Source organism: Agromyces flavus, from assembly GCF_900104685.1.
GTDB classification, from domain to species: Bacteria; Actinomycetota; Actinomycetes; order Actinomycetales; family Microbacteriaceae; genus Agromyces; species Agromyces flavus.
In genome coordinates this window covers 1,713,745-1,738,447 of record NZ_LT629755.1, presented here as the reverse complement: position 1 = coordinate 1,738,447, position 24,703 = coordinate 1,713,745, and the positions used below count along the sequence as shown (strand labels likewise).

Annotated in this window: 15 protein-coding genes; 13 read left to right on the top strand and 2 right to left on the bottom strand. The window is 72.4% G+C overall.

Annotated elements, in window-relative coordinates:
* Positions 1–4: 4 nt before the first annotated feature.
* The 13 genes from BLT99_RS08215 (at position 5) to BLT99_RS08160 (ending at position 22,174) form a co-directional block, all read left to right on the top strand.
* Entirely contained in the window at positions 5–1,195 is a 1,191-nt protein-coding gene (locus BLT99_RS08215; protein ID WP_092670874.1) for an FHA domain-containing protein, read from the top strand.
* The gene (locus BLT99_RS08210; protein WP_092670872.1) at positions 1,192–2,001 is read left to right on the top strand and encodes a PP2C family protein-serine/threonine phosphatase; all 810 of its coding nucleotides are present in this window, start codon (positions 1,192–1,194) and stop codon (positions 1,999–2,001) included. Before BLT99_RS08215 ends, BLT99_RS08210 begins: the two co-directional genes overlap by 4 nt.
* A 213-nt stretch (positions 2,002–2,214) precedes the next feature.
* Positions 2,215–3,570, top strand: a complete 1,356-nt coding sequence (locus tag BLT99_RS08205; protein ID WP_231945701.1) for a serine/threonine-protein kinase — start codon at positions 2,215–2,217, stop codon at positions 3,568–3,570.
* Positions 3,570–9,455: an Ig-like domain-containing protein gene (locus BLT99_RS08200; protein WP_092670868.1), complete on the top strand. Its 5,886-nt coding sequence runs from the start codon at positions 3,570–3,572 to the stop codon at positions 9,453–9,455. Before BLT99_RS08205 ends, BLT99_RS08200 begins: the two co-directional genes overlap by 1 nt.
* A gap of 19 nt (positions 9,456–9,474) precedes the next feature.
* The gene (locus BLT99_RS08195; RefSeq protein WP_092670866.1) at positions 9,475–10,446 is read left to right on the top strand and encodes an AAA family ATPase; all 972 of its coding nucleotides are present in this window, start codon (positions 9,475–9,477) and stop codon (positions 10,444–10,446) included.
* A complete protein-coding gene (locus BLT99_RS08190) occupies positions 10,443–11,825 on the top strand; it encodes a DUF58 domain-containing protein (RefSeq protein ID WP_092670864.1) in 1,383 nt (460 codons plus the stop codon). Before BLT99_RS08195 ends, BLT99_RS08190 begins: the two co-directional genes overlap by 4 nt.
* On the top strand, positions 11,822–14,521 hold the full coding sequence (locus BLT99_RS08185; RefSeq protein WP_092670862.1) for a transglutaminase-like domain-containing protein: 2,700 nt from the start codon (positions 11,822–11,824) through the stop codon (positions 14,519–14,521). The genes BLT99_RS08190 and BLT99_RS08185 overlap by 4 nt, the downstream gene beginning before the upstream one ends.
* Positions 14,505–14,753: an FHA domain-containing protein gene (locus BLT99_RS17575; RefSeq protein ID WP_172802970.1), complete on the top strand. Its 249-nt coding sequence runs from the start codon at positions 14,505–14,507 to the stop codon at positions 14,751–14,753. Before BLT99_RS08185 ends, BLT99_RS17575 begins: the two co-directional genes overlap by 17 nt.
* Before the next feature lie 100 nt (positions 14,754–14,853).
* A complete protein-coding gene (locus BLT99_RS08180) occupies positions 14,854–17,787 on the top strand; it encodes an FtsK/SpoIIIE domain-containing protein (protein ID WP_133988567.1) in 2,934 nt (977 codons plus the stop codon).
* A gap of 160 nt (positions 17,788–17,947) precedes the next feature.
* On the top strand, positions 17,948–19,162 hold the full coding sequence (locus tag BLT99_RS08175; protein ID WP_229724758.1) for an ABC transporter substrate-binding protein: 1,215 nt from the start codon (positions 17,948–17,950) through the stop codon (positions 19,160–19,162).
* A complete protein-coding gene (locus BLT99_RS08170; RefSeq protein ID WP_092670858.1) occupies positions 19,162–20,361 on the top strand; it encodes an ABC transporter ATP-binding protein in 1,200 nt (399 codons plus the stop codon). The genes BLT99_RS08175 and BLT99_RS08170 overlap by 1 nt, the downstream gene beginning before the upstream one ends.
* A 2-nt stretch (positions 20,362–20,363) precedes the next feature.
* Positions 20,364–21,275 carry an ABC transporter permease gene (locus BLT99_RS08165; protein ID WP_092670856.1) on the top strand — a complete coding sequence of 304 codons (912 nt, stop codon included), beginning with the start codon at positions 20,364–20,366 and terminating at the stop codon, positions 21,273–21,275.
* 113 nt (positions 21,276–21,388) lie between these two features.
* Positions 21,389–22,174 (top strand): ABC transporter permease, encoded by a 786-nt coding sequence (locus BLT99_RS08160; RefSeq protein WP_229724780.1) that lies wholly within the window; start codon positions 21,389–21,391, stop codon positions 22,172–22,174.
* Between the two features lie 73 nt (positions 22,175–22,247).
* Here the strand turns inward: BLT99_RS08160 and BLT99_RS08155 are convergent, their stop codons facing one another.
* Positions 22,248–23,237, bottom strand: coding sequence for an asparaginase (locus tag BLT99_RS08155; protein ID WP_092670854.1), 990 nt, complete (start codon positions 23,235–23,237; stop codon positions 22,248–22,250).
* Positions 23,238–23,239: 2 nt separating this feature from the next.
* Positions 23,240–24,628 (bottom strand): 4-aminobutyrate--2-oxoglutarate transaminase, encoded by a 1,389-nt coding sequence (gene gabT, locus BLT99_RS08150; protein WP_092670852.1) that lies wholly within the window; start codon positions 24,626–24,628, stop codon positions 23,240–23,242.
* Between the last annotated feature and the right edge of the window lie 75 nt (positions 24,629–24,703).

Sequence of the window (24,703 nt, the reverse complement as noted above, 5' to 3'; positions counted from 1 at the left end):
CGGCATGGTCGTCGGAGCGGTGCGCAGCAGGATCGAGCCCGACGTGCCGCAGTGGGACGCCGTCGTGGGCGAGCGGTTCATCGCCGCCGTCGCCGCGCCGGCGCGCGACCGGGTGCTCACGGCGCTCGCCGAGGCCGCGTCGGTCGACGGCCTCGAACTCGAAGACCTCGTCGCCCGGATCCCGATCGGCCCGCATGGCGCCGACGACTTCGCGCTCGTGTGGTGGCCCGAGACCGGCGACCCCGTGACCGCCATCGTCCGCGGCGACGCGGTGATCGACATCGCCTCGCCGGGCGGCGCACGGCGATTCGACTCGCGAGGCATCAGCCCGTGGCACCTGGCGGAGTTCACGGCCGTGACCCGCCTGCGGATCGCCGGTCCGCAGGCTCCACTCGATGCCGTCCGGCAGGCCGGGCTGCGCGGCGACCCCGTTCCCTCGCGACGGGCGTCGTTCCGGGCCGGGGCCGTCGAATGGTCGTGGCGCGAGCTGCCGTCGGGCGCGGAGTCCGCCGATCCCGATGTCGACACCGTGCTCGAGGCGCGGCGGCCGCCGACCGGGGGCGCACGCCCGGGTGCACGCGCGACGCGCAGCGACGGCGACGGGCCGACGACCGTGCCGATCCAGGTCGTGGTGGGCGACACCGTCCGCTTCGTGCGCGGCGATGCGGCCGACGCCGACACGGTGCTCTCGCCGCGCCTGCTTCGCGGGGGCGACCGAGGCGATGCCGACGACGCCGGGCGATCGGATGCCGCAGCCCCCGATTCCGAGCGTGACGCGCACGGGGCAGCGCCGAGCGCCGACCAGGCGGCCCGGACCGTCGCCCGCTTCCGCATCGGCGGAGGCGAGCCGAGGACCATCGATGCGCCGGCCTACATCGGCCGGAATCCTGCTCCGCCGCGCGTGGCGCCCGGGCCGATCTCGCTGGTCCGCGTCGACTCGCCCGGGGGCGTCGTGTCATCGACACATCTCGAGTTGCGCGTCGAGGGCAGCCGCGTGGTGGCGACCGACCTCCGCTCCACGAACGGCACGGTCGTCCGCTCGACGGCGGGCGTGCGTCGCCTGCGTCCGGGGGAATCGGTGGTGGTCTCGCCGGGGACCACGCTCGAGCTGGGAGGCGAGGCGCTCGTCGAGATCCTCGCTTCCCGCGAGGTCGCCGACTCGGTCGCGGCGGCCGGACGGGGGGAGGTCCCGTGACCCAGATCGGCAACGCCAACACCCGCCATCGCGTCAGCCTGCCCGACGGTACCGAGGTGACCCTCTCATGGGCCGCCGCGACCGACACCGGCCTGCGTCGAGCCGTCAACGAGGACAGCTTCGTCGCCCAGGCGCCCATCTTCGCCGTCGCCGACGGCATGGGCGGCCATGCCGCCGGCGACTTCGCGAGCGCCGCGGTCGTGACCCGCCTCGCAGAGCACGGCGGCAAGCCCGCACTCGGCACCCCCGACATCGACGGCGCGCTGCGGCTCGCGGTGCAGGACATGGGCCGCGGCGCGGGCGTCACCGACGAGGGGAGCGGGACGACCGTCACGGGCGTCGCCCTCGGGCTGATCGGCGACGAGCCCGCGTGGATCGTGTTCAACATCGGCGACTCGCGCGTCTACCGGCTCGTCGGCGGCGTCCTCGAGCAATTGACGGTCGACCACTCGATCGTGCAGGAGCTGGTCGACGCCGGGCAGATCACGCGCGAGGAGGCGGACACCCATCCCCACTCCAACGTGATCACGCGGGCCGTGGGCTTCCACGAGGCCCCGATCCCCGACTACCGGGCGATCGCGCTCGAGGAGGGCATGCGGCTGCTCGTCTGCTCCGACGGGCTCACGAAGGAGCTGACCTCGTACGGGATCCGCCACTTCCTCATCTCGGGCCGGCGACCCGAGCAGGCCGTGCACCAGCTCGTCGAGGCCGCGGTCGGGAACGGCGGTCGCGACAACGTCACGGTCGTGGTCGTCGACGTGCTCCGCGTGGCACGGCCCGAGCGCGCACCCGACGCCGACGGCTGAGCCTCGCGAGCGCCCCCGTCGGGCGCGGCGACCCCGTCCACAACAGCCGTGGCAACGGCATCCGCCGACCCTACAATTGGGGTTCGATGCATCGGACGCCGCGGCGTCCGATCGGTGCGCCGCACCCCAGGCACCCGAGGAGACGCTGGGAGGAACGTGTCGAGGCGACTTCCGTCCACGCCGCCGAACCTGCCCGGGTTTTCCTTCATCCGCGTGCTCGGATCAGGCGGGTTCGCCGACGTGTTCCTCTACGAGCAGAACATGCCCCGTCGCCTCGTGGCGGTGAAGGTGCTCCTCGCCGAGGTCGTCAACGACGAGGTGCGCCAGATGTTCCAGGCCGAGGCCAACCTCATGGCGCAGCTGTCGAGCCATCCGTCGATCCTCACGGTCTACCAGGCCAGCGTCGCCGCCGACGGCCGGCCCTATCTCGTCATGGAGTACTGCTCCGCCACGCTGGGCCAGCGGTACCGGGCCGTCCAGCTCCCCATCGCCGAGGTCCTCTCGATCGGCGTCCGCATCGCGAGCGCCGTCGAGACCGCGCACCGTCAGGGCGTCCTCCACCGCGACATCAAGCCGTCGAACATCCTGACCACGGCGTACGGCCATCCGGTGCTGTCCGACTTCGGGATCGCCTCGACCCTCGGACAGGCCGAGTCCAGCGAGGCGGTGGGCCTCTCCGTCCCGTGGTCGGCGCCCGAGGTGCTGCTCGACGAGGTCGCGGGCACCGTCGCGAGCGAGGTGTGGTCGCTCGGCGCGACCGTCTACTCGCTGCTCGCGGGTCGCAGCCCCTTCGAGGTCCCGGGCGGCGACAACGGGACCATGGCGCTCGTGACTCGCATCGAGAAGGCGAAGGTGCCGCCCACGGGCCGCGCCGACGTGCCCGCGAGCCTCGAGGCGGTGCTCGCGCGCTCGATGTCGAAGCGGCCCTCGGCTCGCCAGGCGAGCGCGCTGGAGTTCATCCGCGACCTGCAGGCCGTCGAGGAGGAGCTTGCGCTGCCCCAGACACCGCTCGAGGTGGCGATGGACGACTGGGCCATCGCGACGGCGGTCGACCTCGACGAGCGCACGCGACTCGGGGCGGGTTCGGTCGTCGAGACCTCGTCGTCGCGTCGCCGTCGCCGTCGCGCCTCGACCGCGGCCCGTCCCTCGACGCGGACCGCCGACTCCCGCTCGCACGGCTCGATGTCCGGACGAAGCCGGAGCGCGCCGCCGACGACGCGGAGGCTGCTGCTCGGCGTCGGTGTCGCGGCCGCCGTGTTCGTCGCGCTCGTGGTGGCCGGGCTGCTCACGCTCGTACGCGGGGCCGGCGGCATCCCGGTGGTCACCGACGTCAAGGCGGTGACGGATGGCGCGGCCGTGGTGTTCTCGTGGGATGATCCGGGCGGGCTGCGGCAAGGCGACAGCTACGTGGTCACGATCGACGGAAGCGCACGGCCTCCGCAGGAGGAGGCGACGCTCACGGTGGCGGCCGGCGAATCCGGGCGCGTGTGCGCCACGGTCGCGGTGGCGCGCGACGGCAAGTCCGGCACCCCGAGCGCCGAGCGCTGCGCCGAGGTCGAGGCACGCTGATGGACCCCCTGGCACTCTGGCGGCGGCGCCGGTCCGCGGTGCTCACCGTCGTCTCGATCGCCGCCGTGGTCGGGCTCGCGGCCGGCGTCGCCATCGCGTCCGGCGGGTACACCGCCCAGCGGGTCGACCTCGGGGACGCGGCCGTCTGGGTGGCCAACGACACCGAACAGTCCGTCGGTCGTGCGAACACCGCGGTGCTCGAACTGAATTCGGTGGTCGAGACGGGCGGCGGGGCGCAGGCCGAGGTCGTGCAGCGGGGCTCGACCGTGCTGGTGCTCGATCGCAGCCGGGCGAGCGTCGGCATCGTCGACCCCACCATCTCGCGCGTCTCCGAGACCGTCGCGGTCCCGCCCGACGAGCCCGACATCGCGCTCGCCGGAGATCGCGTGGTCGTCACCGCGGACGGGTCCCTGTGGGTCGTGCCGGTCGAGGCGTTCGCCGAGTTCGAGAGCGACGAGGATGCGGCGTTCACGTTCGGCGCCGGTTCCGTCATCGCGGTCGACGAGGCCGGGCGGATCACCGCGTTCACGCCGTCGACCGGCAAGGTGGTCCGGGTCTCCGCCGACGACCCGGATTCGGCGGATGCGACGTGGGAGCTCGGGCGGTTGGAGGAGGGCGCCCCCGCCCAGGTGACCTCGGTCGGCGGTCGCTGGGCCGTGCTCGACGAGCGCGCCCTGGTGCTGCACCGCGAGGGCGCCGCAGACGTCGACCTGTCGGACTTCGCGGACCCGGGCGAGACCCTCGCGTTGCAGCGACCGTCCGGTGCCGCCGACGCGGTGGTGCTCGCCACCCGTCGGGGGCTCGTCGAGGTGCCGTTCGACGGGTCGGAGCCCCGGATCCGGTACGACGAGGCATCCGGTACGCCTGCCCAACCCGTGCGCCACCACGGCTGCCTGCACGCCGCCTGGGGCGACGGCACCGCGTGGCGCGCATGCGGCGAGGCCAAGGGGGAGCCGGTGAGACTGGACCGCGCCGCCCGCGGCGCGCCGCTGACCTTCCTCGCGAACGGCGATGCGCTCGTGGTGAACGACCGACGCTCCGGCCGCAGCTGGGCGGCATCCGAGGACTACGGCGTCATCGACAACTGGGCCGACCTGCTCGAGGTCGAGCGCGACGACGAGACCATCGAGCAGAACGATCCCGAGGCCGACCCGACCATCGAGAAGAGCCAGGTGGCGCCCGTCGCGGTCGACGACGACTTCGGCGCGCGCCCCGGTCGCTCGACCCTGCTCCCCGTGCTCCTCAACGACTACGACGCCAACGGCGACGTGCTCATCGTCTCGTCGGTCGACGGCGACCTGCCCGACGGCGCCCATCTCGACCTGGTCGCCAACCAGCAGCAGGTCCAGCTCACGCTCGACGACGCGGCGACCGGCACGTTCGGCCTCCGGTACACGATCGACGACGGCCGGGGAGGGACCGCCCAGGCGAGGATCACGGTGACCGTGCGCGCACCCGACGAGAACTCGCCGCCCAAGCAGGTTCGCGAGGGTCGCGCCGTCGTCGAGGTGACCGGGCGAGCGACCGTCCCGGTCCTCGGCGAATGGGTCGATCCCGACGGGGACCCGGTCTTCCTCCGGGCGGCGGGCGTCGACGAACCCGACGCCGTGACGTCGACCGCCGAGGGCGTCGTCCTCTTCGACGAACGCGGTGGCGAGGGCTCCACGCGTGCCGTCTCGCTCGTCGTGTCGGACGGCCGGGCCGACGGCGTCGGCGTGCTCACGATGTCGGTTCGGCGGACGGGCGAGGCCCCGCTCGTCGCCGACGCGTTCGTCGTGCTCGCGACCCTCGGCGAGGAGATCGTGCTCGAACCGCTCCGGCACGTTCGAGGCGGCTCTGGCGAGGCGCGCTTGTCGGCCGTGCCCGCGAAGCCCGAGGCGAGGATCACGCCCGACTTCGACGGCGGCACCTTCCGATTCGTCGGCGAGGCGATCCGCACGCACTACCTCGAGTACACCGTGACGGATGGTGCGAAGACGGCGACCGGTCGCGTCCGAGTCGAGGTGTCCGCCCCACCGGAACGGGACACCACGCCGATCACGGTGCCGCACACGGCGTTCCTCCGGCAGGACCACCCGATGGAGGTCGACGTCCTCGCGACGGACATCGATCCGATCGGTGGCGTGCTCATCATCACCGGCCCGGGCCGTGCGCCCGACGACCCCGGCGTGCGCGTCGAGATCGTCGACCACCGCGTGCTGCGCGTCACGCTCACGCGCCCGCTCCCGACGGGCTCCGCGACGTTCGGGTACCGCGTGAGCAACGGCCTCGCCGACGCCGAGGGCGAGGTCACGGTGGTCGAGGTGCCCACGCCCGCGCAGTTCCAGCCGCCGGTCGCGGTCGCCGACACCGCCTCGGCGCGCACCGGTGACGTGATCGACATCGCCGTGCTCGACAACGACACGCATCCCGACGGCGACGCGCTCACGCTCGCCGCCGACCTCGTGACCCCGCCGCAGGCGGGGCTCCTCTTCACCTCCGGGGACCGGCTCCGCTACCACGCTCCGGATCGTCCCGGCGAGTTCGAGGCGGTCTACCGCGTGGAGGGACCCGACGGCCAGTTCGCCACGGCGTCCGTGGCGATCACCGTGCGCGAGGCCGACGCGCAGACCAACGCGGCCCCCGTGCCCCGCACGGCGACGGCGCGGGTGCTGTCCGGCGACACCGTGCGCATCCCGATCCCGCTCGGCGGCACCGATCCCGACGGCGACTCCGTGCAGCTGCTCGGTCAGGAGTCGAATCCCGAGCGCGGCTCGGTCGTCTCGCGCGGACCCGACTGGCTCGAGTACCGGGCGGGGGAGTACTCGGCCGGCACCGACACCTTCTCGTACGCCGTGGTCGACGCGCTCGGCGCGCGCGCGACCGGCACGGTCCGGGTCGGCGTCGCACCGGGACTCGGCGGCGCGCGCTCACCGGTCGCGGTCGACGATTCCGTGACGGTCCGCCCGGGCCGCACGGTCGCGGTGCGCGTGCTCGAGAACGACTCCGACCCCGACGGCTCGACGCTCAAGGTCGTCTCGGTCGAGGAGGTCACGGGCGGCGCGACCGCGAAGATCCGCGACCGCGGTCGCGAGATCAGGGTCGAGGTCCCCGACCGCGAGGGGCAGTACGGCTTCATCTACGCGATCGAGAACGCCCGGCTCGGAACCGCGTCGACGTTCCTGCGGATCGAGGCGGACGCCGACGCCCCGCTCTCCCGGCCCGAGGCTTCCGACGTCGTGCTCAGCCTCAGCGACGTGCTCGAGGAGGAGCAGGTCGACGTCGACGTCCTCGACGGCGTGTTCATCGCCGACGCCGATGCCGGCGACGCCGACGTGGCGCTCGTCGACGGCTACGACGACGGCGCACGCGTCACCGGTGACGGCTCGATCAGCATCGAAGTGCAGGATCGTCGGCGCATCGTGCCGTTCTCCGTCGGCCATCCCGAGGACCCCGGCGTCCGGGCCTACGCCTTCGTCTGGGTTCCCGGGCGCGACGACGCCCTCCCGCAGCTGCGGCGCGACGCCCCGGAGGTGCGCGTCGCCACCGGCGAGGAGGCGGTGCTCGAACTCGAGGACTACGTCGTCGCGGCGTCCGGTCGGCCCGTGCGCTTGACGGATGCCGCGACGGTGCGGGCATCGCACGACGACGGCAGCGACCTGGTCGTCGATGCCGACACCGTGCGGTATCGGAGCGAGGAGGGCTACTTCGGCCCGGCGTCGATCTCCTTCACGGTGACCGACGGCGAGTCGGTCGACGACCCGGAGGGCCGCACCGGGACCATCGTCATCCCGATCGAGGTGCTCCCCGAGCCGGGGCAGCCGCCGACCTTCGTCGGCGGCGTCCTGCCATTCGAACCGGGTGAGTCGCGCACGATCGACCTCGTGCGACTCACGAGCCGGCCCGACGAGGGCGGCCCCCCGCTGCAGTTCGCCGTGGTCGGCGAGGTGCCGTCGGGCTTCGACGTCGCGCTCGACGGCCAGGAGCTGCGGGTCACCACGTCCGAATCCACGCCGAAGGGCACGCGCGCGTCGGTCGGCATCGCCGTCTCGGCCGGCGACGTCGAGGGCACGGCCGGACGGATCCAGCTCGAGGTCGTGCCCTCCACGCGACCCGTCGCCCAGCCCGCGCCCGACCTCGCCGTGGCCCCGCGCGGCCAGACCACGACGGTCGATGTGCTCGCGAACGACGCGGCGGGCAACCCGTTCCCCGACACGCCGCTCCGCGTCGTCGGCGTGCGAGGGCTCGACGCCTCGAGCCTGCCGGCGGGGGTGTCCGTGACGCCGAGCGACGATCGATCGCGGCTCGCCGTCGCCGTGTCCGAGGGTGCGGCCCCCGTGAACACGACGATCCAGTACCAGGTGGCCGACGCGACCGGCGATCCGAGCCGCTACTCGTGGGGCACGGCCACGATCTCGGTCCAGGACCGACCCGACCCGGTCGCCGACGCGCGCATGACCGCCTTCCAGGACGGCGCGATCGACGTGGCCTTCGCCGCCGGAGCAGCGAACAACTCGCCGATCGAGGGGTATCGCATCGCCTTGCTCGACCCGTCGAGCGGCGCGGAGATCGGCGCCAGCGAATGCGCCGCGACGACGTGCACCATCCCGACCCCCGGGAACGGTCCGGGCGCGGCCGTCGAGGTGAGCATCCAGGCCCGCAACGGCATCGGGCTCTCGGATGCCGCGCAGCTCGCGACGCCCGTGTGGTCCGACGTGATCCCGGCGCCGGCGTCGGGCCTGCAGGCGCTCCCGCTCGACGGCCGCCTCCGCGTGCAGTGGCTTCCCGTCGGCACGGGCGCCGGCAGCGCGGTGCAGTCGTACGTCGTCGACGTCGCCGGTGCACCCGTCGAGATCCCGGCGTCCCGCGCGTGCACGGCCTCGCTCTGCTCGATCGACTCGCAGGAACTCGCGAACGGCAGCACGGTCGAGGTCTCGGTCAGCGCGCGCAACGGCGCCTTCCCGGCCCTCGCCGCGTGGACCGAGGCGAGCACGACGGGCACGCCGTTCGGCTCGCCCGTCGCGGGCGACATCTCGGTCACCGCCGATGCGGCCGCGGGTTCGGTGGTCGTGTCGTGGTCTCCGTTCGGCGGCAACGGCGATCCGATCGCCGGCTACTTCGTGCAGCGACTCGTCGAGGGCGAGTCGTCGGTTCCCACGGGCGCGCAGGCGTGCTCCGTGACCTCTCCCGCACCCGGGACGGTCGTGGCGCCGGCCGTCGGCGGCGTCGTGGCCGAGATGGTGCGGGTGGGTCCGGATGCCGCGAGCGTCCAGTTCGCGGGGACGATCACCGAATCCGCGCGGTACTCGTTCATCGTGTGGGGCTTCAACCGCGCCGGTTGCGTGCACACCGACGTCGCGGGGACGGTCGTGCGCCCCGCGCCGGGTGGGGTGGGCGACGTGCGGAGCGAGATGGCGTGGCTCAACGCCGAGACGTGGGATCGCTACATCGACGACGTCGACGCCGGATCGCAGCGCCTGCAGATCATCGCGGTCGACGCGAGCGGTGCGCGCGTCGGCACCGCGCGCGACTTCAACGGGTCGGGTTGGCTGCGCCAGCTGCTGAACCGCCCGTTCGGCCAGACCGCGCGATTCCAGGTCCGCGCCTGCTCGGTGTGGGGCTCATGCGGTCCCTGGTCCCAGACGCTGCCATCGGGGGAGTCCCCGACGTTGACGTTCGCCCTGCCCGGGCGCACCTACGACGCCGCGACGACGACGTGGTCGTGGACGGGTGCCCCGGCGAACAACGGACTGCCCGCCGCGTTCCGCTGCGGCACCGACGGCGACCGCGTCGGCCGCGTGGCGCAGACCGCGACCTCGTGCCAGGTGCCCGGTGCCAAGGCCGGCGACCGGGTCTGGTTGGATGTCGAGGTGGCCGGCGTGACCGCGAGGTTCGAGGCCCGATGAGCTCAGGGGAGGAGCACGCATGACCATGACTCCGGAGGAGGCGACGCGATTCGCCGCCAACCTCGACCGGCTCGTCGGTGCCGTCGAGGAGGTCCTGCTGGGCAAGAACCGCGTCATCCGACTCGCGTTCACGGCGCTGCTCAGCGACGGCCACCTGCTCCTCGAGGACGTCCCCGGCACCGGCAAGACCTCCCTGGCGCGTGCGATGGCGCAGTCCGTCGACGGCGGGAGCAATCGCGTGCAGTTCACTCCCGACCTGCTGCCGGGCGACATCACCGGCGTCTCCGTGTACGACCAGCGGTCGGGCGTCTTCGAGTTCCATCCGGGACCCGTGTTCGCCAACATCGTGCTCGCCGACGAGATCAATCGGGCGAGCCCGAAGACGCAGTCCGCGCTGCTCGAGGTGATGGAGGAGGGCCAGGTCACGGTCGACGGGCAGACCCACCCGGTCGGCCGTCCCTTCATGGTGATCGCCACGCAGAATCCGGTCGAGCAGGCCGGCACCTATCGGCTCCCCGAGGCGCAGCTGGACCGGTTCCTCATGCGCACGTCCATCGGCTACCCCGACCACGCCTCGACGATCCGGATCCTCGAGGGCACCGACCAGCGAGCGCACGACCAGCGCATCGAAGCGCGCCTGCGCGCCGAGGAGATCGTCGAGATGACCGCGCTCGCGCGCACGGTCTACGTCGACCCGACCATCCACGACTACGTGTCGCGCCTCGTGGACGCCACGCGGACGGCCAAGGAGGTGCGCCTCGGCGTCAGCGTGCGAGGAGCGCTCGCCCTGGTGCGCACCGCGAAGACCCATGCGGCCGGACGCGGGCGCCACTACGTGGTGCCCGACGACGTCAAGGCGCTCGCCGAGCCCGTGCTCGCGCACCGCCTCATCCTCGACCCCGAGGCCGAGTTCGACGGCGTGACGGCGTCCAACCTCATCGCCCAGGTGCTCATCGAGACGCCGCCGCCCTCCGCGAGGCAGGCCGGGTGACCTTCCACACGCGCTCGACGATCCCCGAGGAGGCCGCGAAGGAGGGCCTGCTCGCGGTGATCATCGAGCGCGCCGTCGTGGCCGCCCGCGCCGCGGCATCCGTCGCAGACCGATGGACCGCTGCGGTCCGGAGCGTGGTGACCCCGCTCGGCTGGGGCATCGTCTTCGCGGCGGTCGTGGCGCTGATCGTCGGGTACGGCTGGGGCTGGGGTGAGCTCGTCGTCATCGGGTGGGGGCTCGGGCTCCTCGTCGCGCTCGCCTCCGCCTGGCTCGCCGGGCGCGGCGCCGGAAGCATCGAGCTCACGCTTCCGGTCGATCGGGTCGCGGTCGGCGAGACGGCCGAGGCTCGCCTCGAGGCGCACAATCCCGGTCGCAGGCGATTCGCCGCCGCCCGCCTCGAGCTCCCCGTCGGCACCAGGATCCTCACCAGGATGATCCCCGCGTTGCCTCGTGGAGGCGCGTTCGACGAGCGGATCGCGGTGCCGACCACGCGTCGCGGTGTCATCCCGGTCGGCCCGGTTCGAACCGTGCGCGCCGACCCCGTCGGGCTCATGCGGCGCGAGATCGTCTGGTCGGAAGTCCGGATGCTGCACGTGCACCCGCGCACGATCGCCGTCTCGCCCCTCAGCACGGGATTCCTCCGCGACCTCGAGGGCACGCCGACACGGGATCTCACGGTCAGCGACATCGCCTTCCATGCGCTGCGTGAGTACCAGCCCGGCGACGATCGCCGATTCATCCACTGGCGGAGCTCGGCGAAGACGGGCACCTTCATGGTGCGCCAGTTCGAGGAGACGCGCCGGAGCCGCCTCATGGTCGTGCTCGATCTCGCCGCCGATGCGTACGAGGATCCCGACGACTTCGAGCTCGCGGTGAGCACCGCCGCCTCCCTCGGCGCCCGTGCCATCCGAGACGCCCGGACCCTGAGCTTCGTGACCTCCGCGGCCGCCCGGCCGGCACCAGAGCGAGCCCGGCCCGCCGAGCGCGCGGATCGACCCGACCGGACGCGACCGGGAACCGGCGGCGCGCGGGGTGCGGCGATGCGCGAGCTGCCGACCGCCTCGCGCGATCGGCTGCTCGATGCGCTGTGCGTCGTCGAGGTCGATACGCGCATGAGCGGCCTCGCCGAGACCGTCCGGGCGGCCGCCGAGACGGTCACGGGCGTGTCCCTCGCCTTCCTGGTCACCGGAGCCGGGAGGAGCCTCGCGGACCTGCGGGCGGCGGCCGCCCGCCTCCCGCTCGGCGTCGAGGGCGTCGTGGTGCGCTGCTCCGACGAGGGCGAGGCGAGTGCGCGCGTGGTCGGCGGACTCTCCGTGCTGGACATCGGGTACCTGGACGACCTCCGCTCGATGCTGGCGAGGACGGCGTCGGTCGCATGACGGTCTCCTCGGACGAGCGCTTCGGCGGCCCCGCGCCGACGGCCCGGCTGCTGCGACGCCGGCCGCGCGGACTGGACGGACGGAACCCCCTCTCGGTCGCGCTCTCGGTGGTCCTCGTCGCCGCGATGGTCCTCGCGGCGATGATCCCGTGGTGGCCCGTGTACGAGCATCCCCAGTTCATCGCCGCCGCGGTCGGATCCGTCCTCGCGGGCTGCGTGGTCGGCCTGCTCGGTGCGATCTTCGCGTGGCCCTCATGGGTGGTGGCGTGCAGCGTCGCCGCGTCGTTCCTCGTCCTCGGCGTCCCCTTGGCCGTCCCGACCCAGACCTACCTCGGCGTGCTCCCGACCGCAGAGGGACTCGTCGACCTCGTCACGGCCACGGCCCTGTCGTGGAAGCAGCTCGTCACGATCACCGTGCCGGTCGGCACGTACCAGGCGCTGCTGGTCCCGCCGTTCCTGCTCGGGCTCGTCGCCTCCGTGCTCGCCACGACCATCGCGCTGCGCACGCGCCGTCCGGCGACGGCCGCCATCCCGCCCGCCGTCGTCTTCGTCGCCGGCATCGCGCTCGGCGTAGTGCACGACGACCTCGCGGTCGAGGCCGGCCTGGCGTTCCTGTTGACGACCGTGGCGTGGCTCGTACGGATCGCCATCGGCGAGCGTCGCAAGGCCATGCTCGACCGTCCCGTGGACGCCGTGCTCATCGACGCACGCCGCATCGCGAGTGCGGCCGTGCTGACCGCCGTCGCCGTCGTCGGCGCGACGGCTGCCGCGTTCGTCGTGCCGCCCGGCCCGCGCGACGTGGTGCGCGCCGAGCTGCAGCCGCCGTTCGAGCCCGACAAGTACGTGAGCCCGCTGGCCGGCTTCCGGGCGGCGTACGCGCCTGACGTCGCATCGGAGCAGATGCTCGCGGTCACGGGCCTGCCCGAGGGCGCCGGCATCCGCATCGCGACGCTCGACACGTACGACGGGGTCGTCTATTCGGTCGGCGGCGGTTCGTCCGCGTCCGGCCAGTTCGTGCGCCTGCCCTACCGGCTCGACCAATCCACCGCGCCGGGCGAGCCGGTGCGGATCGACGTGGACGTGCTCGGGTACGACGACGTGTGGGTGCCCGGCATCGGCCAGCTCGAGGAGATCCGCTTCACTCCGCGGTCGCTCGGGGAGGAGTTCCACTACAACGACGTCACCGGGACCGGCGGCCTCCCCGACGGGCTCCACGAGGGCGACGGGTTCGAGGCGGAGTCCATGGCCGCGCCCGTGGGCCAGGACCTCAGCCGCCTCAGCCCCGGCGGTGCGGTGCTGCCCGAGGCGCCCGAGCTGCCCGACGAGCTCTCGCGCCTGCTCGACGACTGGGCGCCGGCGTCGGCCTCGCAGGGCGAGCGCCTCGCCGCCGTCATCGAGGGCTTCCACCGCGAGGGCTATGTGAGCCACGGCCTCGACGAGGATGAGCCGAGCCGGTCCGGGCACGCGCTCGACCGCCTGGCCGAGCTGGCGACCGCCAAGCCCATGATCGGCGACGGGGAGCAGTACGCGGTCGCCGCCGCGTTGATGGCTCGAAGCATCGGCTTCCCGGCGCGCGTCGTCGTCGGCTACCTCCCGCCGCGCGATGCCGAGGCCGGTGAGAAGACGCACGTGTTCCGCAGCGACGACCTCCAGGCCTGGATCGAGGTGCAGTCGGTCGAGGGCGCTTGGATCCAGGTCGACCCGAATCCCGAACCGCGCGACATCCCCGAGCGCCAGCCCGACGAGCCGACCATCGTCTCGCGACCGCAGTCGGCGCTGCCACCGCCCGACGATCCGACCCCGGTCGACGACCTCGCCGCCGAGCCAGACCCGGGACGTGACGATCCCGACGACACCGCCGGCTGGCTCGTCGCGCTCCTCGGAGTGCTCCGTGTCGCGGGCATCGTGCTGGCCGTGATGGCGCTGCTCGCGGCGCCCTTCGCCGCCATCATCGCGGCCAAGGCGCGTCGCCGGCGACTGCGGCGCCGCGCTGCGACATCCGTCGAGCGCATCGAGGGCGGCTGGGAGGAGTTCACCGACACGGCCGCGGACTACGGATATCCCATCGGGCCCACCGCGACGCGCGCCGAGCAGGCCGCCACCGTGGGCGGGCTCGGCCCGCTCGTCCTGGCCGCCGTGGTCGACCGCGCCGTCTACGCGCCCGGCGGACCGGGCGACGGCGACGACGATCGCGTGTGGACGGCGGTGGAGGAACTCCAGCGGCGCCTCGCCGAGCCGCGATCCCGGCGCGAGCGGATGCGGGCCGCGATCTCGCTGGGTTCCCTCGGGGGTACGCTGGCTCGCGGAAGGGAGCCGGGTCGTGAACTGCAGGATCTGCGGGGCGCAGCTGCCCGAGGGCGCCATGTTCTGCGGCGAATGCGGCAGCTCCACCTCGGCGACGCCGGAGTCGCGCCGTCCCCTCGACCCGCGACCCGGCGACACGTACGTGCTGCATCGCTCGGAGAGCGGCGTGATCAGCGTGCCGCTCCAGGACCACCCGCCCGTCGAGGTTCCGGAGGTGCCGGCGAACCCCGGCGAACCGATGCGGCAGGAGCCTCCGGGCGGCGAGGCGTCCACCGGCCCCTCGCCCGTCGCACCCCAGGTGGCCGCGTTCGTGCTCACCTTCACGACGGGCGAGGTGGTCACCGTCTCGGGCGACGGACTGATCGGGCGACGCCCGATGCCGCAACCCGGTGAATCCTTCGCCCATCTCGTCCAGATCGTCGATCGCGGGCTTTCGGTCTCGAAGACGCACCTCGAGTTCGGCGAGCACGATGGCGGGCTGTGGGTCGCCGACCGCTTCTCGTCGAACGGCACGGTCGTCCGGCGTCCGGGTGAGGACGGCCTCCGCTGCGAGCCGGGGCGGCGGGTGCAGGTTCCCCGGGGCAGCCGCGTGGAGATCGGCGAGCAGGCCTTCACGGTCGCCTGAGAGCGCGCCAGCCCTCCTCAACACCCCCTGCGGTTCGCACGGACCGCCGGATCCGCCCGGGTCGCCGGGCGTGGACGTCGGCGTATGGTCCGCTGGACCGGTGCCCGATCGCGATCGCCCCGCCGGCCCGGCGACGCTCGTGCTGCCACCCGCCGCAGCCGAGCCCGCTCGAGCCGGATTCCCGTGGATCGCCTCGACCGCGCCGGTTGCGGCGGCGATCGCGATCTGGGCGATCACTGGTTCCGCGTTCGCGCTCGTCTTCGCGGCGCTCGGTCCTGTCGTCGCGTTCGCCACGATGCTCGACGCCCGTCGCATCGGTGCGCGCGCCCGGCGGCGCGCCCTGGCCGATCGGGCCGACGCGATCGCGCGACTGCGCATCGAGGTCGAGGCACGCCATGCGACCGAGCGCGATGCCGCCTGGCGCCGCTCGCCGTCCGCGCGCGCTGCGGTCGATCGCGCCGTGCCGATGTGGCGACACGCCGCGCCACCCCCGATCGTGGTCGGACGCGGTCCCGTGGCCAGCGAGCTCAGGCTCGACGGTGTCGCGGTCGACGACGCGGATACCGCGCTGGTCGACGACACCGCACGGCTCGACGGCGCACCGGTCCGCGTCGACGTGCGCCACGGCATCGGGTTCGTCGGCGACCCGGTGCTCGCCCGGGCCGCGGCGCGAGCCGTGCTCGTGCAGTGCGCCGACGCCGTGGGTCCCGCCGAACTCGCCCTGCAGGTCCCCGATCGCGATTGGGAGTGGGCGACGGTGCTCCCGCATCGCCGTGGTGGCCCGCCGTCGCCGACGCTCGTCGTCCACGAGCCCTCCCGCACCACGCGGCTCGACGGGCCGGACGCGGCGGGCGCACGCCAGCGTGCCGCATTCCGCATCGCGGTCGCTCGCGATCCCGCCGCGCTGCCACCGGGGATCGGCTCGGTGCTGCACCTCGCGAGCCCGCGGACGGGCGTCCTGCATCGGACGGCTCGACGGCCGATCGAAGTGGAGCCCGAACTGCTCGCGGTCGCCGAGGCGTCGGCGTGGGCCGCGCGGCTCGAGCAGGCCGCCAGGCGGGCCGGATTGGCCGGTCCGGATCGCGACCTGCCTCGTCGCGTGCCGTTCTCGTCGCTTCCCCTTCCGGCGACGGCCCGTCCGGGCGACCGGACGCGTCTCCCGGCCGTGGTCGGAATCGCCGACGACGGCCCCGTCGAGCTCGAGCTCACGTCCGGCCCGCACGCGCTCGTCGCGGGCACGACCGGCAGCGGCAAGAGCGAGTTCCTGCTCGCGTGGATCACGTCGCTCGCGCTCGCCCATCCGCCCGACCGGGTCGCCTTCCTCCTCGTGGACTTCAAGGGCGGCGCCGCATTCGCCCCGGTCGCGTCGCTCCCGCACGTCACGGGGATCGTGACCGACCTCGACGACACCCAGGCGGCACGGGCGGTCGCGAGCCTGCGTGCCGAAGTCCGCCATCGCGAGCTGGTGCTGCGGGCGGCGGGCGCGCGCGACCTCGCGACGCTTCCCGACGGCATCGAACTGCCTCGTCTCGTGGTGGTCGTCGACGAGTTCCAGGCGATGGTCGAGCGATTCCCCGAACTCGGCGACGTCATCGCCGACCTGGCTGCCCGCGGGCGGTCGCTCGGCGTGCACCTGGTCCTGGCCTCCCAGCGACCGAACGGCGTCGTGCGCGAGCAGGTGATGGCGAACTGCGGGATCCGGGTCTCGCTGCGGGTGCTGCAGCGCGCCGACAGCCTGGCCGTCGTCGGGACCGACGGCGCGGCACTGCTCGAGCCCGGCCGACCGGGCCTGGGCATCGCCGACGGCGGCGACGGACGGAGGATCCGCTTCCAGTCGGCCATCGCCGACGAGGAGGCGATCGAGGCCGTCGCGTCCTGCCACGCCGAAGCCGCTCCGCCGCGGCGGCCCTGGCTGGATCCGCTTCCCGAGCTGGTGACGCTCGACACGGTCGACGCCGTGCTCGCCCACGGACGGAGCGGCGCTCGAGGCATCGCCGGTCGGGGGGCCGACGACGGCGAGGCGATCCTGCTCGGCGTCGTCGACGAGCCCGATCGGCAGCGTCGGTCGCCCGCCGCGTGGCGACCCGCGCACGACGGACCCCTGATCGTGCTCGGAACGCCGCACTCGGGCCGTTCCGGCCTGCTCGCGGCGATCGCGAGGCAGGTGGAGGCGAGGCATGGCCTTTCGTCGGTGCTTCGGGTCGAGGGCTCGCGGAGCGCCGTCTGGGATGCGCTCGAGGCCTCGGGCGGAATCGACGCCGGCGCCGGACGGCCCGCGCTGGTGGTCCTCGACGACCTCGACACGCGGTTCGCGTCCTGGCCCGACGAGTATCGCCTCGCGGCGTTGCTGCGGGTCGAGGAACTGCTCCGGATCTCACGCCGCTCGGGCGTCGCGGTCGCAGCGTCCGCGGTCAGGTCGAACGGGATGGGCGCAGGGATCCGCGACGGATTCACGACGACCGCGTTCCTCCGGCACGCCTCGCGCTCCGATCTGGTCCACGCCGGCGGAGCGGGCACCCACTGGGGCGCCCATGAGCCACCCGGCTCCGGGCAGTGGCGCGGCCTGCGGGCCCAGTTCCTCCATTCCGATCTTCGCCCGGACGCCGCCGAGCACCCGATCGAACCGGTGGCGTTCGACGGGCTCGAGATCGCGGCGGTCGCCTCGGCGACGCCCGAGGCCGACGCGACGGCCCTGCGAGCACACCTGCCCGGTGCGGAGGTCATCCGGCTGGGATCGACGCCCGGGACCGCGGTGCAGGCGATGGATGCCCTCGAGTCCGTCGCCGCGGGGAGCGGCACCGAGTCGCATGCGATTCGCCTGATCGTCGGAGATGCCGAGGATTGGGCGGCGAACTGGTCGCTCGCGCACGCAGCACGGTCCCGAGCGACGATCGTCGTGCATGGGGGCCACGCCGAGTTCCGCTCCCTGGCGCGGGCGACGGCGCTCCCGCCGCTGCTCGACGATCCGACGGCCCAGTGCTGGATCGCCCATCCTGAGCATGCGCCCGCGAGACGCGCATGGTTGACGCGCTGAGACGACGGATTCCGCGCACGAAGCCCTATTCGGAGCACTGATTCCGTGCGTAGCGTTCGCAGAAATTAACGATTCGGACATCAACTCGTGATTTCAGCCACGCAGTGTGTCATCATCTTCGCACCCCTGCACAGCGCAGCAGACCGACAGGAGCGCCCTCGTGAGCAGCCGACCCCTTCCCCAGGACCCCATCGTCCGCGCCCTCATCGCCCGAGCCCGGCAGTCGCAGATGACTCGCCGCGGACTCCTCGCCGGCGCCGGAGCCGGCGCGTCCGCGCTCGCCCTGGCGGCGTGTTCCACCGGCGGCGGACAGGCCAAGCCGACCGCGGCCGCCGACGAGTCGGCCAACGACAAGACCCTGAACTGGGCGAACTGGGCCGCCTACATCGACGAGGACGACGCGGGCAACTACCCCACGCTCGACCGCTTCCAGGAGGAGACCGGCATCGCGGTCAACTACGAGGTGGCCGTCGACGACAACAACACCTACTACGGCAAGGTCAAGGACCAGCTCGCGCTCGGCAAGGACATCGGCGCCGACACCGTGTGCCTCACCGACTGGATGGTCTCCCGCTGGATCCGGCTGGGCTACACCCAGCCGCTCGACCACGCGAACATCCCGAACATGGCGAACCTCGCACCGGCGCTCGCCAACCCCGACTTCGACCCGGGTCGCGAGCACTCGCTCCCGTGGCAGGGTGGCTTCGCCGGCATCTGCTGGAACGTCGAGAAGGTGCCCGGCGGACTCGCCTCCGTCGAGGACCTCTGGAACCCCGAGCTCAAGGGCCGCGTCGGCGTGCTCTCCGAGATGCGCGACACCATGGGGCTCATCATGCTCCAGAACGGCGTCGACATCTCGGGCGAGTGGGGCGACGCCGAGTACGACGCCGCGATCGAGGTCCTCGACGAGCAGGTCGCGAACGGCCAGATCCGCAACATCAAGGGCAACTCGTACCTGGAGGACCTCAAGAGCGAGGACACGCTCGCCGCGATCTGCTGGTCGGGTGACATCACGGTCATCAACGCCGAGGCCGGCGACAAGTGGCAGTTCGCCATTCCCGACGCGGGCGGCACGCTGTGGAACGACAACTTCCTGATCCCGATCGGCTCGCCTCGCAAGACCAACGCCGAGACGCTGATCAACTACTACTACGACCCCGAGGTCGCCGCCGAGGTCGCCGCGTGGGTGAACTACATCACGCCGGTGGTCGGCGCACAGGAGGCCGCCATGGCCATCGACCCCGAGCTCGCCGAGAACCAGCTCATCTTCCCGAACGAGGAGACGCTCTCGACCGCGCACATCTTCCGCGCCCTGTCCGGCGCCGAGGAGCAGAAGTACCAGGCGCAGTTCCAGCAGATCCTCCTGGGATCGTGATGTCGGTCCGCGAATTCGCCGAACGCGGTGCCGACCTCGAACTGGTCGGCATCCAGAAGCGATTCCCCGGCTTCACGGCCATCGAAGAGCTCGACCTGACCATCCCCGCGGGATCCTTCTTCGCCCTGCTCGGCCCCTCCGGGTGCGGCAAGACGACCACGCTCCGACTCGTCGCCGGGCTCGAGGAGCCCACCAAGGGACGCATCCTCATCGGCGGCAAGGACGTCACGGACGCCAAGGCGCACCAGCGTCCGGTCAACACCGTCTTCCAGAGCTACGCGCTGTTCCCGCACATGTCGATCATCGACAACGTCTCGTTCGGGCTGAAGCGGCGGCGCATCGACGATGCGCAGGGCAAGGCCCACGAGGCGCTGAAGCTGGTCGAGCTCGACCACCTCGCGCAGCGCCGACCCGCGCAGCTCTCGGGCGGACAGCAGCAGCGCGTGGCGCTCGCCCGCGCGATCGTGAACCGACCGGCGCTCCTCCTGCTCGACGAGCCGCTCGGCGCGCTCGACCTCAAGCTGCGTCGCCAGATGCAGCTCGAGCTCAAGACGATCCAGGAGGAGGTCGGCCTGACCTTCCTCCACGTCACGCACGACCAGGAGGAGGCCATGACCATGGCCGACACCGTCGCCGTGATGAACAAGGGCGCGATCGAGCAGATGGGCGCGCCCGAAGAGCTCTACGAGCTGCCGCGCACGGCGTTCGTCGCCAACTTCCTCGGCAAGTCGAACCTCTTCACGGGCGACGTGACCGGCACCACGAGCACCTCGGTCACCGTCGATGCCGGCGGCAACCGCATCACCGTGCCGACCTCGCGCGCCCAGCGCCACCAGGGCCTCGTCACGGTCGGGGTGCGGCCCGAGAAGGTCGCACTGCACCTCGAGCAGCCCGCCGAGACGGCCGACCGCAACATCCTCGGACCGGGTCGCGTCATCGACGTGTCGTTCGCCGGCGTGAGCACCGAGTACATCGTCGCCATCCCGGGGGTCGGCACGATCTCGATCTTCTCCCAGAACATGGGCTTCGGTCCGGTCGCCACCGAGGGGGCCGAGGTGTGGGTCAGCTGGGACGTCGAGCACGGCTTCGGCCTCGCCGACGAGCCCGACGAGTCGAGCCGATTCCCGGCCGACGCCGACACGCAGTCGATCGCCGTGCAGCGTCGCGAGGCGCTGATCTCGGAGCTCGAGGGCAACTGAGCATGGCCTTCGCAGCATTCGCGACGACGGAGGCGCAGCCGCAGGCCCCCAAACGGAGGAGCCCGATCGCGCTCTTTCTGCTCCTGCCCGGCATCCTCTACCTCGTCCTGTTCTTCCTCACGCCGCTGATCTCGCTGATCCTCACGTCGCTGCAGGCGCCGAACGAGTTCGGCGACATCGGCGTGTACGACTACGCCTTCAACTGGCAGAACTACGTCACGGTGGTCGAGCAGTACTGGCCGCATATCCTGCGCTCATTCGGCTACGCGCTCGCCGCGACCGTGTTCGCGCTGTTGTTCAGCTATCCGCTGGCCTACTTCATCGGCGTGAAGGCCCGCCGCTGGCCGCTGCTGCAGAGCCTGCTGCTCGTGCTGGTGATCGCCCCGTTCTTCATCAGCTTCCTGCTGCGCACCCTCGCCTGGAAGCAGATCCTGTCCGACGAGTCGCTCATCATCACCTCGCTCAAGGCGATCGGCCTGCTCGGACCCGATGCGTACTTCGCCGGCACGCCGTTCGCGGTGATCTTCGGCCTGACGTACAACTTCATCCCGTTCATGACGCTGCCGCTCTACACGACGCTGGAGCGGCTCGACACGCGGTACCTCGAGGCGGGCAGCGACCTCTACGCGAACGCCTTCACGGTCTTCCGCAAGGTCACCGTGCCGCTGTCGATGCCCGGCATCGTCGCGGGAACGCTGCTCACGTTCATCCCCGCGGCGGGCGATTACGTCAACGCGAGTCGCGACTTCCTCGGAGGACCGGACACGCAGATGATGGGCAACGTCATCGAGGCGAACTTCCTCGTGCTGCTGAACTACCCGGCGGCCGCGGCGCTCTCGATCATCCTGATGGCCGCGATCCTCGTGCTCGTGGGCGTCTACGTGAAGCGATCCGGAACGGAGGACCTGCTGTGAGCGGTGAGGTGCAGGCCGCCGCCGTGCTCGGCGGGTTCAGCGAGAGCGAGGAAGTCGAGGACCGCCGTCGCCGGCAGCGTCCGCGTGGGCGAAGGCTCGGGCTCGGCGACTGGCTGCTGCCGGTCTACGTCACGCTCGCGTTCATCTTCCTGTTGATCCCGATCGTCTACACGTTCGTGTTCTCGTTCAACGACTCGATCAAGTCGAACATCGCCTGGCGCGGGTTCACCTTCGACAAGTGGCTGAACGTGTGCAACGTCGAAGGCGGCGCGGTGTGCGAGGCGTTCGGCAACAGCATCGTGATCGGCCTGGTCGCGACGGTCGTCGCGACGGCGCTCGGGACGATGATCGCGATCGCCCTGGTCCGCTACCGATTCCGCGCGCGCTCGGCGATCAGCCTGCTGCTGTTCCTGCCCATGGCCACGCCCGAGGTCGTGCTGGGTGCCGGGCTGGCCGCCCAGTTCCTCGCGGTCGGCGTTCCGAAGGACATGCTGACGATCATCCTGGCGCACACGATGTTCTGCATCAGCTTCGTCGTGGTGACGGTCAAGGCGCGCGTCGCGAGCCTGGATCCGGCGCTCGAGGAGGCAGGTCGCGACCTCTACGGCTCGCCCCGCGAGGTCTTCTGGCGGATCACGTTCCCGCTGCTGCTGCCCGGCATCATGGCGGCGGCACTGCTCGCCTTCGCCCTGAGCTTCGACGACTTCATCATCACGAACTTCAACTCCGGTTCGGTGTCGACGTTCCCGAAGTACATCTACATCTCGGCGTCGCGCGGCATCCCGGCCGAGGCGAACGTGATCGCCTCGGCGGTGTTCATCGTGGCGCTCGTGATCGTCGTGGTCGCGCAGGTGTCGCGGGCCGCCCGCGCGAAGCGCCTCGCGGCCGCGGCGGGCTGAGCCGATCGAGAGCGGATGCCGCGGGCGCCGACACCGGGCCCGCGGCATCCGCCGTCGACGAGCCGCCGGACGATCAGACCGTCGCGCGGATGCGACCGACCACGGCGCCGCCGCCGAGCACGTCGAGTCCGAGGTCGGGCTCGACCGCGTCGACCGCGGCCGAGTCGATCGCGCCGACGCCGGCGAGCAGGCGCGCGGCGACGATCGCGGACGCGCGAGGTGAGCCGTCGAGCATCTTCAGTGCAACGGTGGTTCCGTCGGGTGCGGCCATCACCTGGACGCCCTCGGCACCGAACTTCGCGAACACCCCGAGCCGGTCGATGACGACCGAGTCGGGCCGACCCGGACCGGCCACCGCCCATCCGTTGGATCGCACGCCGTCGCCGACGGCGGCCGCCTCGCGGAACAGGGCGAACGGCGAGCTCGTCGACGAGGACGCGATCTTCTGGATCCCGCGCGCGAGGCCCGTGAGGCTGAGGGCGTGCACCGGCGCTCCGCACCCGTCGACGACGGTCGCGACGGGACGCTCGCCCGTCAGGCGCTCGAGCACGTCGAGCACGCGCTTCTGCAGGGCGTGCTCGGGATCGAGGTAGTCGTCGAGCGACCAGCCGTTCGCGCGGCAGGCGAGCAGCATGGCGGCGTGCTTGCCCGAGCAGTTCATCGTGATGGCCTCGGGTCGCTCGCCCGCACGGACGAGCTGATCACGTGAGGCGCGATCGGTCGGATACTCGGGCGGGCAGCGCAGCGCCGTGGCGGGCAGCGACTCGCGTGCGAGCAGGCCGCGGACGAGCGCGACATGGCGCGGGGTCCCGGTATGGCTCGCCGTCGCGATCGCGGCGTCCTCGCCGCGGAGCGTCACCCCCGAGGTCATCACGGCGATCGCCTGGAACGGCTTCATGCTGGATCGGGGCAGTACGGGAGCAGCCGGGTCGCCGAGCACGCGGGCGACATCGCCGCCCGGGGCGAGGACGACCGCCGAGCCGACGTGCCGGGATTCGACGAAGCCGCCGCGCTCGACCACGGCGAGCTCGGCCGCGGCGGAGGCCGGGAAGGTCGCGCCCACGTTCAGGCGAGCGTCGCGAAGGCCTCGTCGAGCACGCTGAGGGCGTCCTCGATGAGCGCGTCGGTCATCCGCAGGCTCGGCAGGAACCGGAGCACGTTGCCCCAGGTGCCGGCGCTGAGGAACAGGACGCCCTGCTCGGCCGCGTACGAGACGACCTTCCCGACCGCCTCGGGATTCGGCTCCTTGCTCGTCGCGCCCGTGCCCGGGCGCACCAGCTCGATCGCGATCATGGCACCGCGGCCGCGGATGTCGCCGATGACGTCGTACTTCTCGCGCAGGCGCTCGAGGCCGGCCGTGAGCGTGGCCTCGATGCGCTGCCCCTCGGCGAGGAGGTCCTCTTCGTCGATGGCCTCGAACACCGCGATGGCGGCGGCGCACGCCACGGGGTTGCCGCCGAACGTGCCGCCGAGCCCGCCGGGCTGCGAGGCATCCATGATCTCGGCACGCCCGGTGACCGCGGCGAGCGGCAGGCCTGCCGCGATGCCCTTGGCCGAGAGCACGAGGTCGGGCGTCCAGCCGAAGTGCTCGGCGGCGTAGTAGCGACCGGTGCGGGCCATGCCCGACTGGATCTCGTCGGCGATCATGACGACGCCGTTGGCGGTGCACCACTCCTGCAGGGCGGGGAGGAAGCCGTCGGCGGGCACCATGAAGCCGCCCTCGCCCTGGATGGGCTCGACGACGAGGCACGCCAGGTCGGTCGCGCCGACGACCTTCTCGAGGTAGCCGATGGTCCGCTCGGCCGCTTCGGCACCGGAGAGCCCGTCGCGATAGGGGTAGGAGCTCGGGGCGTGATAGACGTCGCCGGCGAGCGGGCCGAAGCCGGTCGCGTACGGCATCGCCTTGTAGTTCATCGCCATCGTCAGGTTCGTGCGGCCGTGATAGGCGTGGTCGAGCACCGCCACGGCGCGGCGACCGGTGAACTTGCGCGCGATCTTGACGCCGTTCTCGACCGCTTCCGCGCCCGAGTTCACGAGCACCGACTTCTTGGCGAAGTCGCCGGGCGTGTGCTGGGCGAGCAGCTCGGCGACGCGGACGTACTCCTCGTACGGCGTGATCGTGAACAGCGTGTGCAGCACGTCGCGGGCCTGGTCGACCGCGGCCTCGACCACGCGCGTGGGCGTGTGGCCGGCGGTCGTGACGCCGATGCCGGCGCCGAAGTCCACGAAGTGGTTGCCGTCGACGTCGACCAGCACGGCTCCGTTGGCACGCTCGATGTACACGGGCAGGACGCTCGAGACGCCGGATGAGACGACGGCGGCGCGGCGCGCGTGGAGCTCCTGCGAGCGCGGGCCGGGAATGGCCGTGACGATCCGTCGCTCCTGGGGCACGGCGGGCGCCGCGGCGGCGGACTCGGCGGGCAGGGATTCGACGGGGATCTGGGTGTCAGTCATGGTGCCCCCAGCCTATCCCCGCGGCGCGGAGCCGCTGTGGGCGGCTGGGTGCAGAATCGACGAGGGTGCCGCAGG

Bases quoted from the DNA above. Each gene is read 5' to 3' on its own strand.
- BLT99_RS17575 (WP_172802970.1), top strand. From the start codon at position 14,505: ATGCCGCAACCCGGTGAATCCTTCGCCCATCTCGTCCAGATCGTCGAT.
- gabT (WP_092670852.1), bottom strand. From the start codon at position 24,628: ATGACTGACACCCAGATCCCCGTCGAATCCCTGCCCGCCGAGTCCGCC.
- BLT99_RS08170 (WP_092670858.1), top strand. From the start codon at position 19,162: ATGTCGGTCCGCGAATTCGCCGAACGCGGTGCCGACCTCGAACTGGTC.
- BLT99_RS08185 (WP_092670862.1), top strand. From the start codon at position 11,822: ATGACGGTCTCCTCGGACGAGCGCTTCGGCGGCCCCGCGCCGACGGCC.
- BLT99_RS08215 (WP_092670874.1), top strand. From the start codon at position 5: ATGGTCGTCGGAGCGGTGCGCAGCAGGATCGAGCCCGACGTGCCGCAG.
- BLT99_RS08200 (WP_092670868.1), top strand. From the start codon at position 3,570: ATGGACCCCCTGGCACTCTGGCGGCGGCGCCGGTCCGCGGTGCTCACC.
- BLT99_RS08165 (WP_092670856.1), top strand. From the start codon at position 20,364: ATGGCCTTCGCAGCATTCGCGACGACGGAGGCGCAGCCGCAGGCCCCC.
- BLT99_RS08195 (WP_092670866.1), top strand. From the start codon at position 9,475: ATGACCATGACTCCGGAGGAGGCGACGCGATTCGCCGCCAACCTCGAC.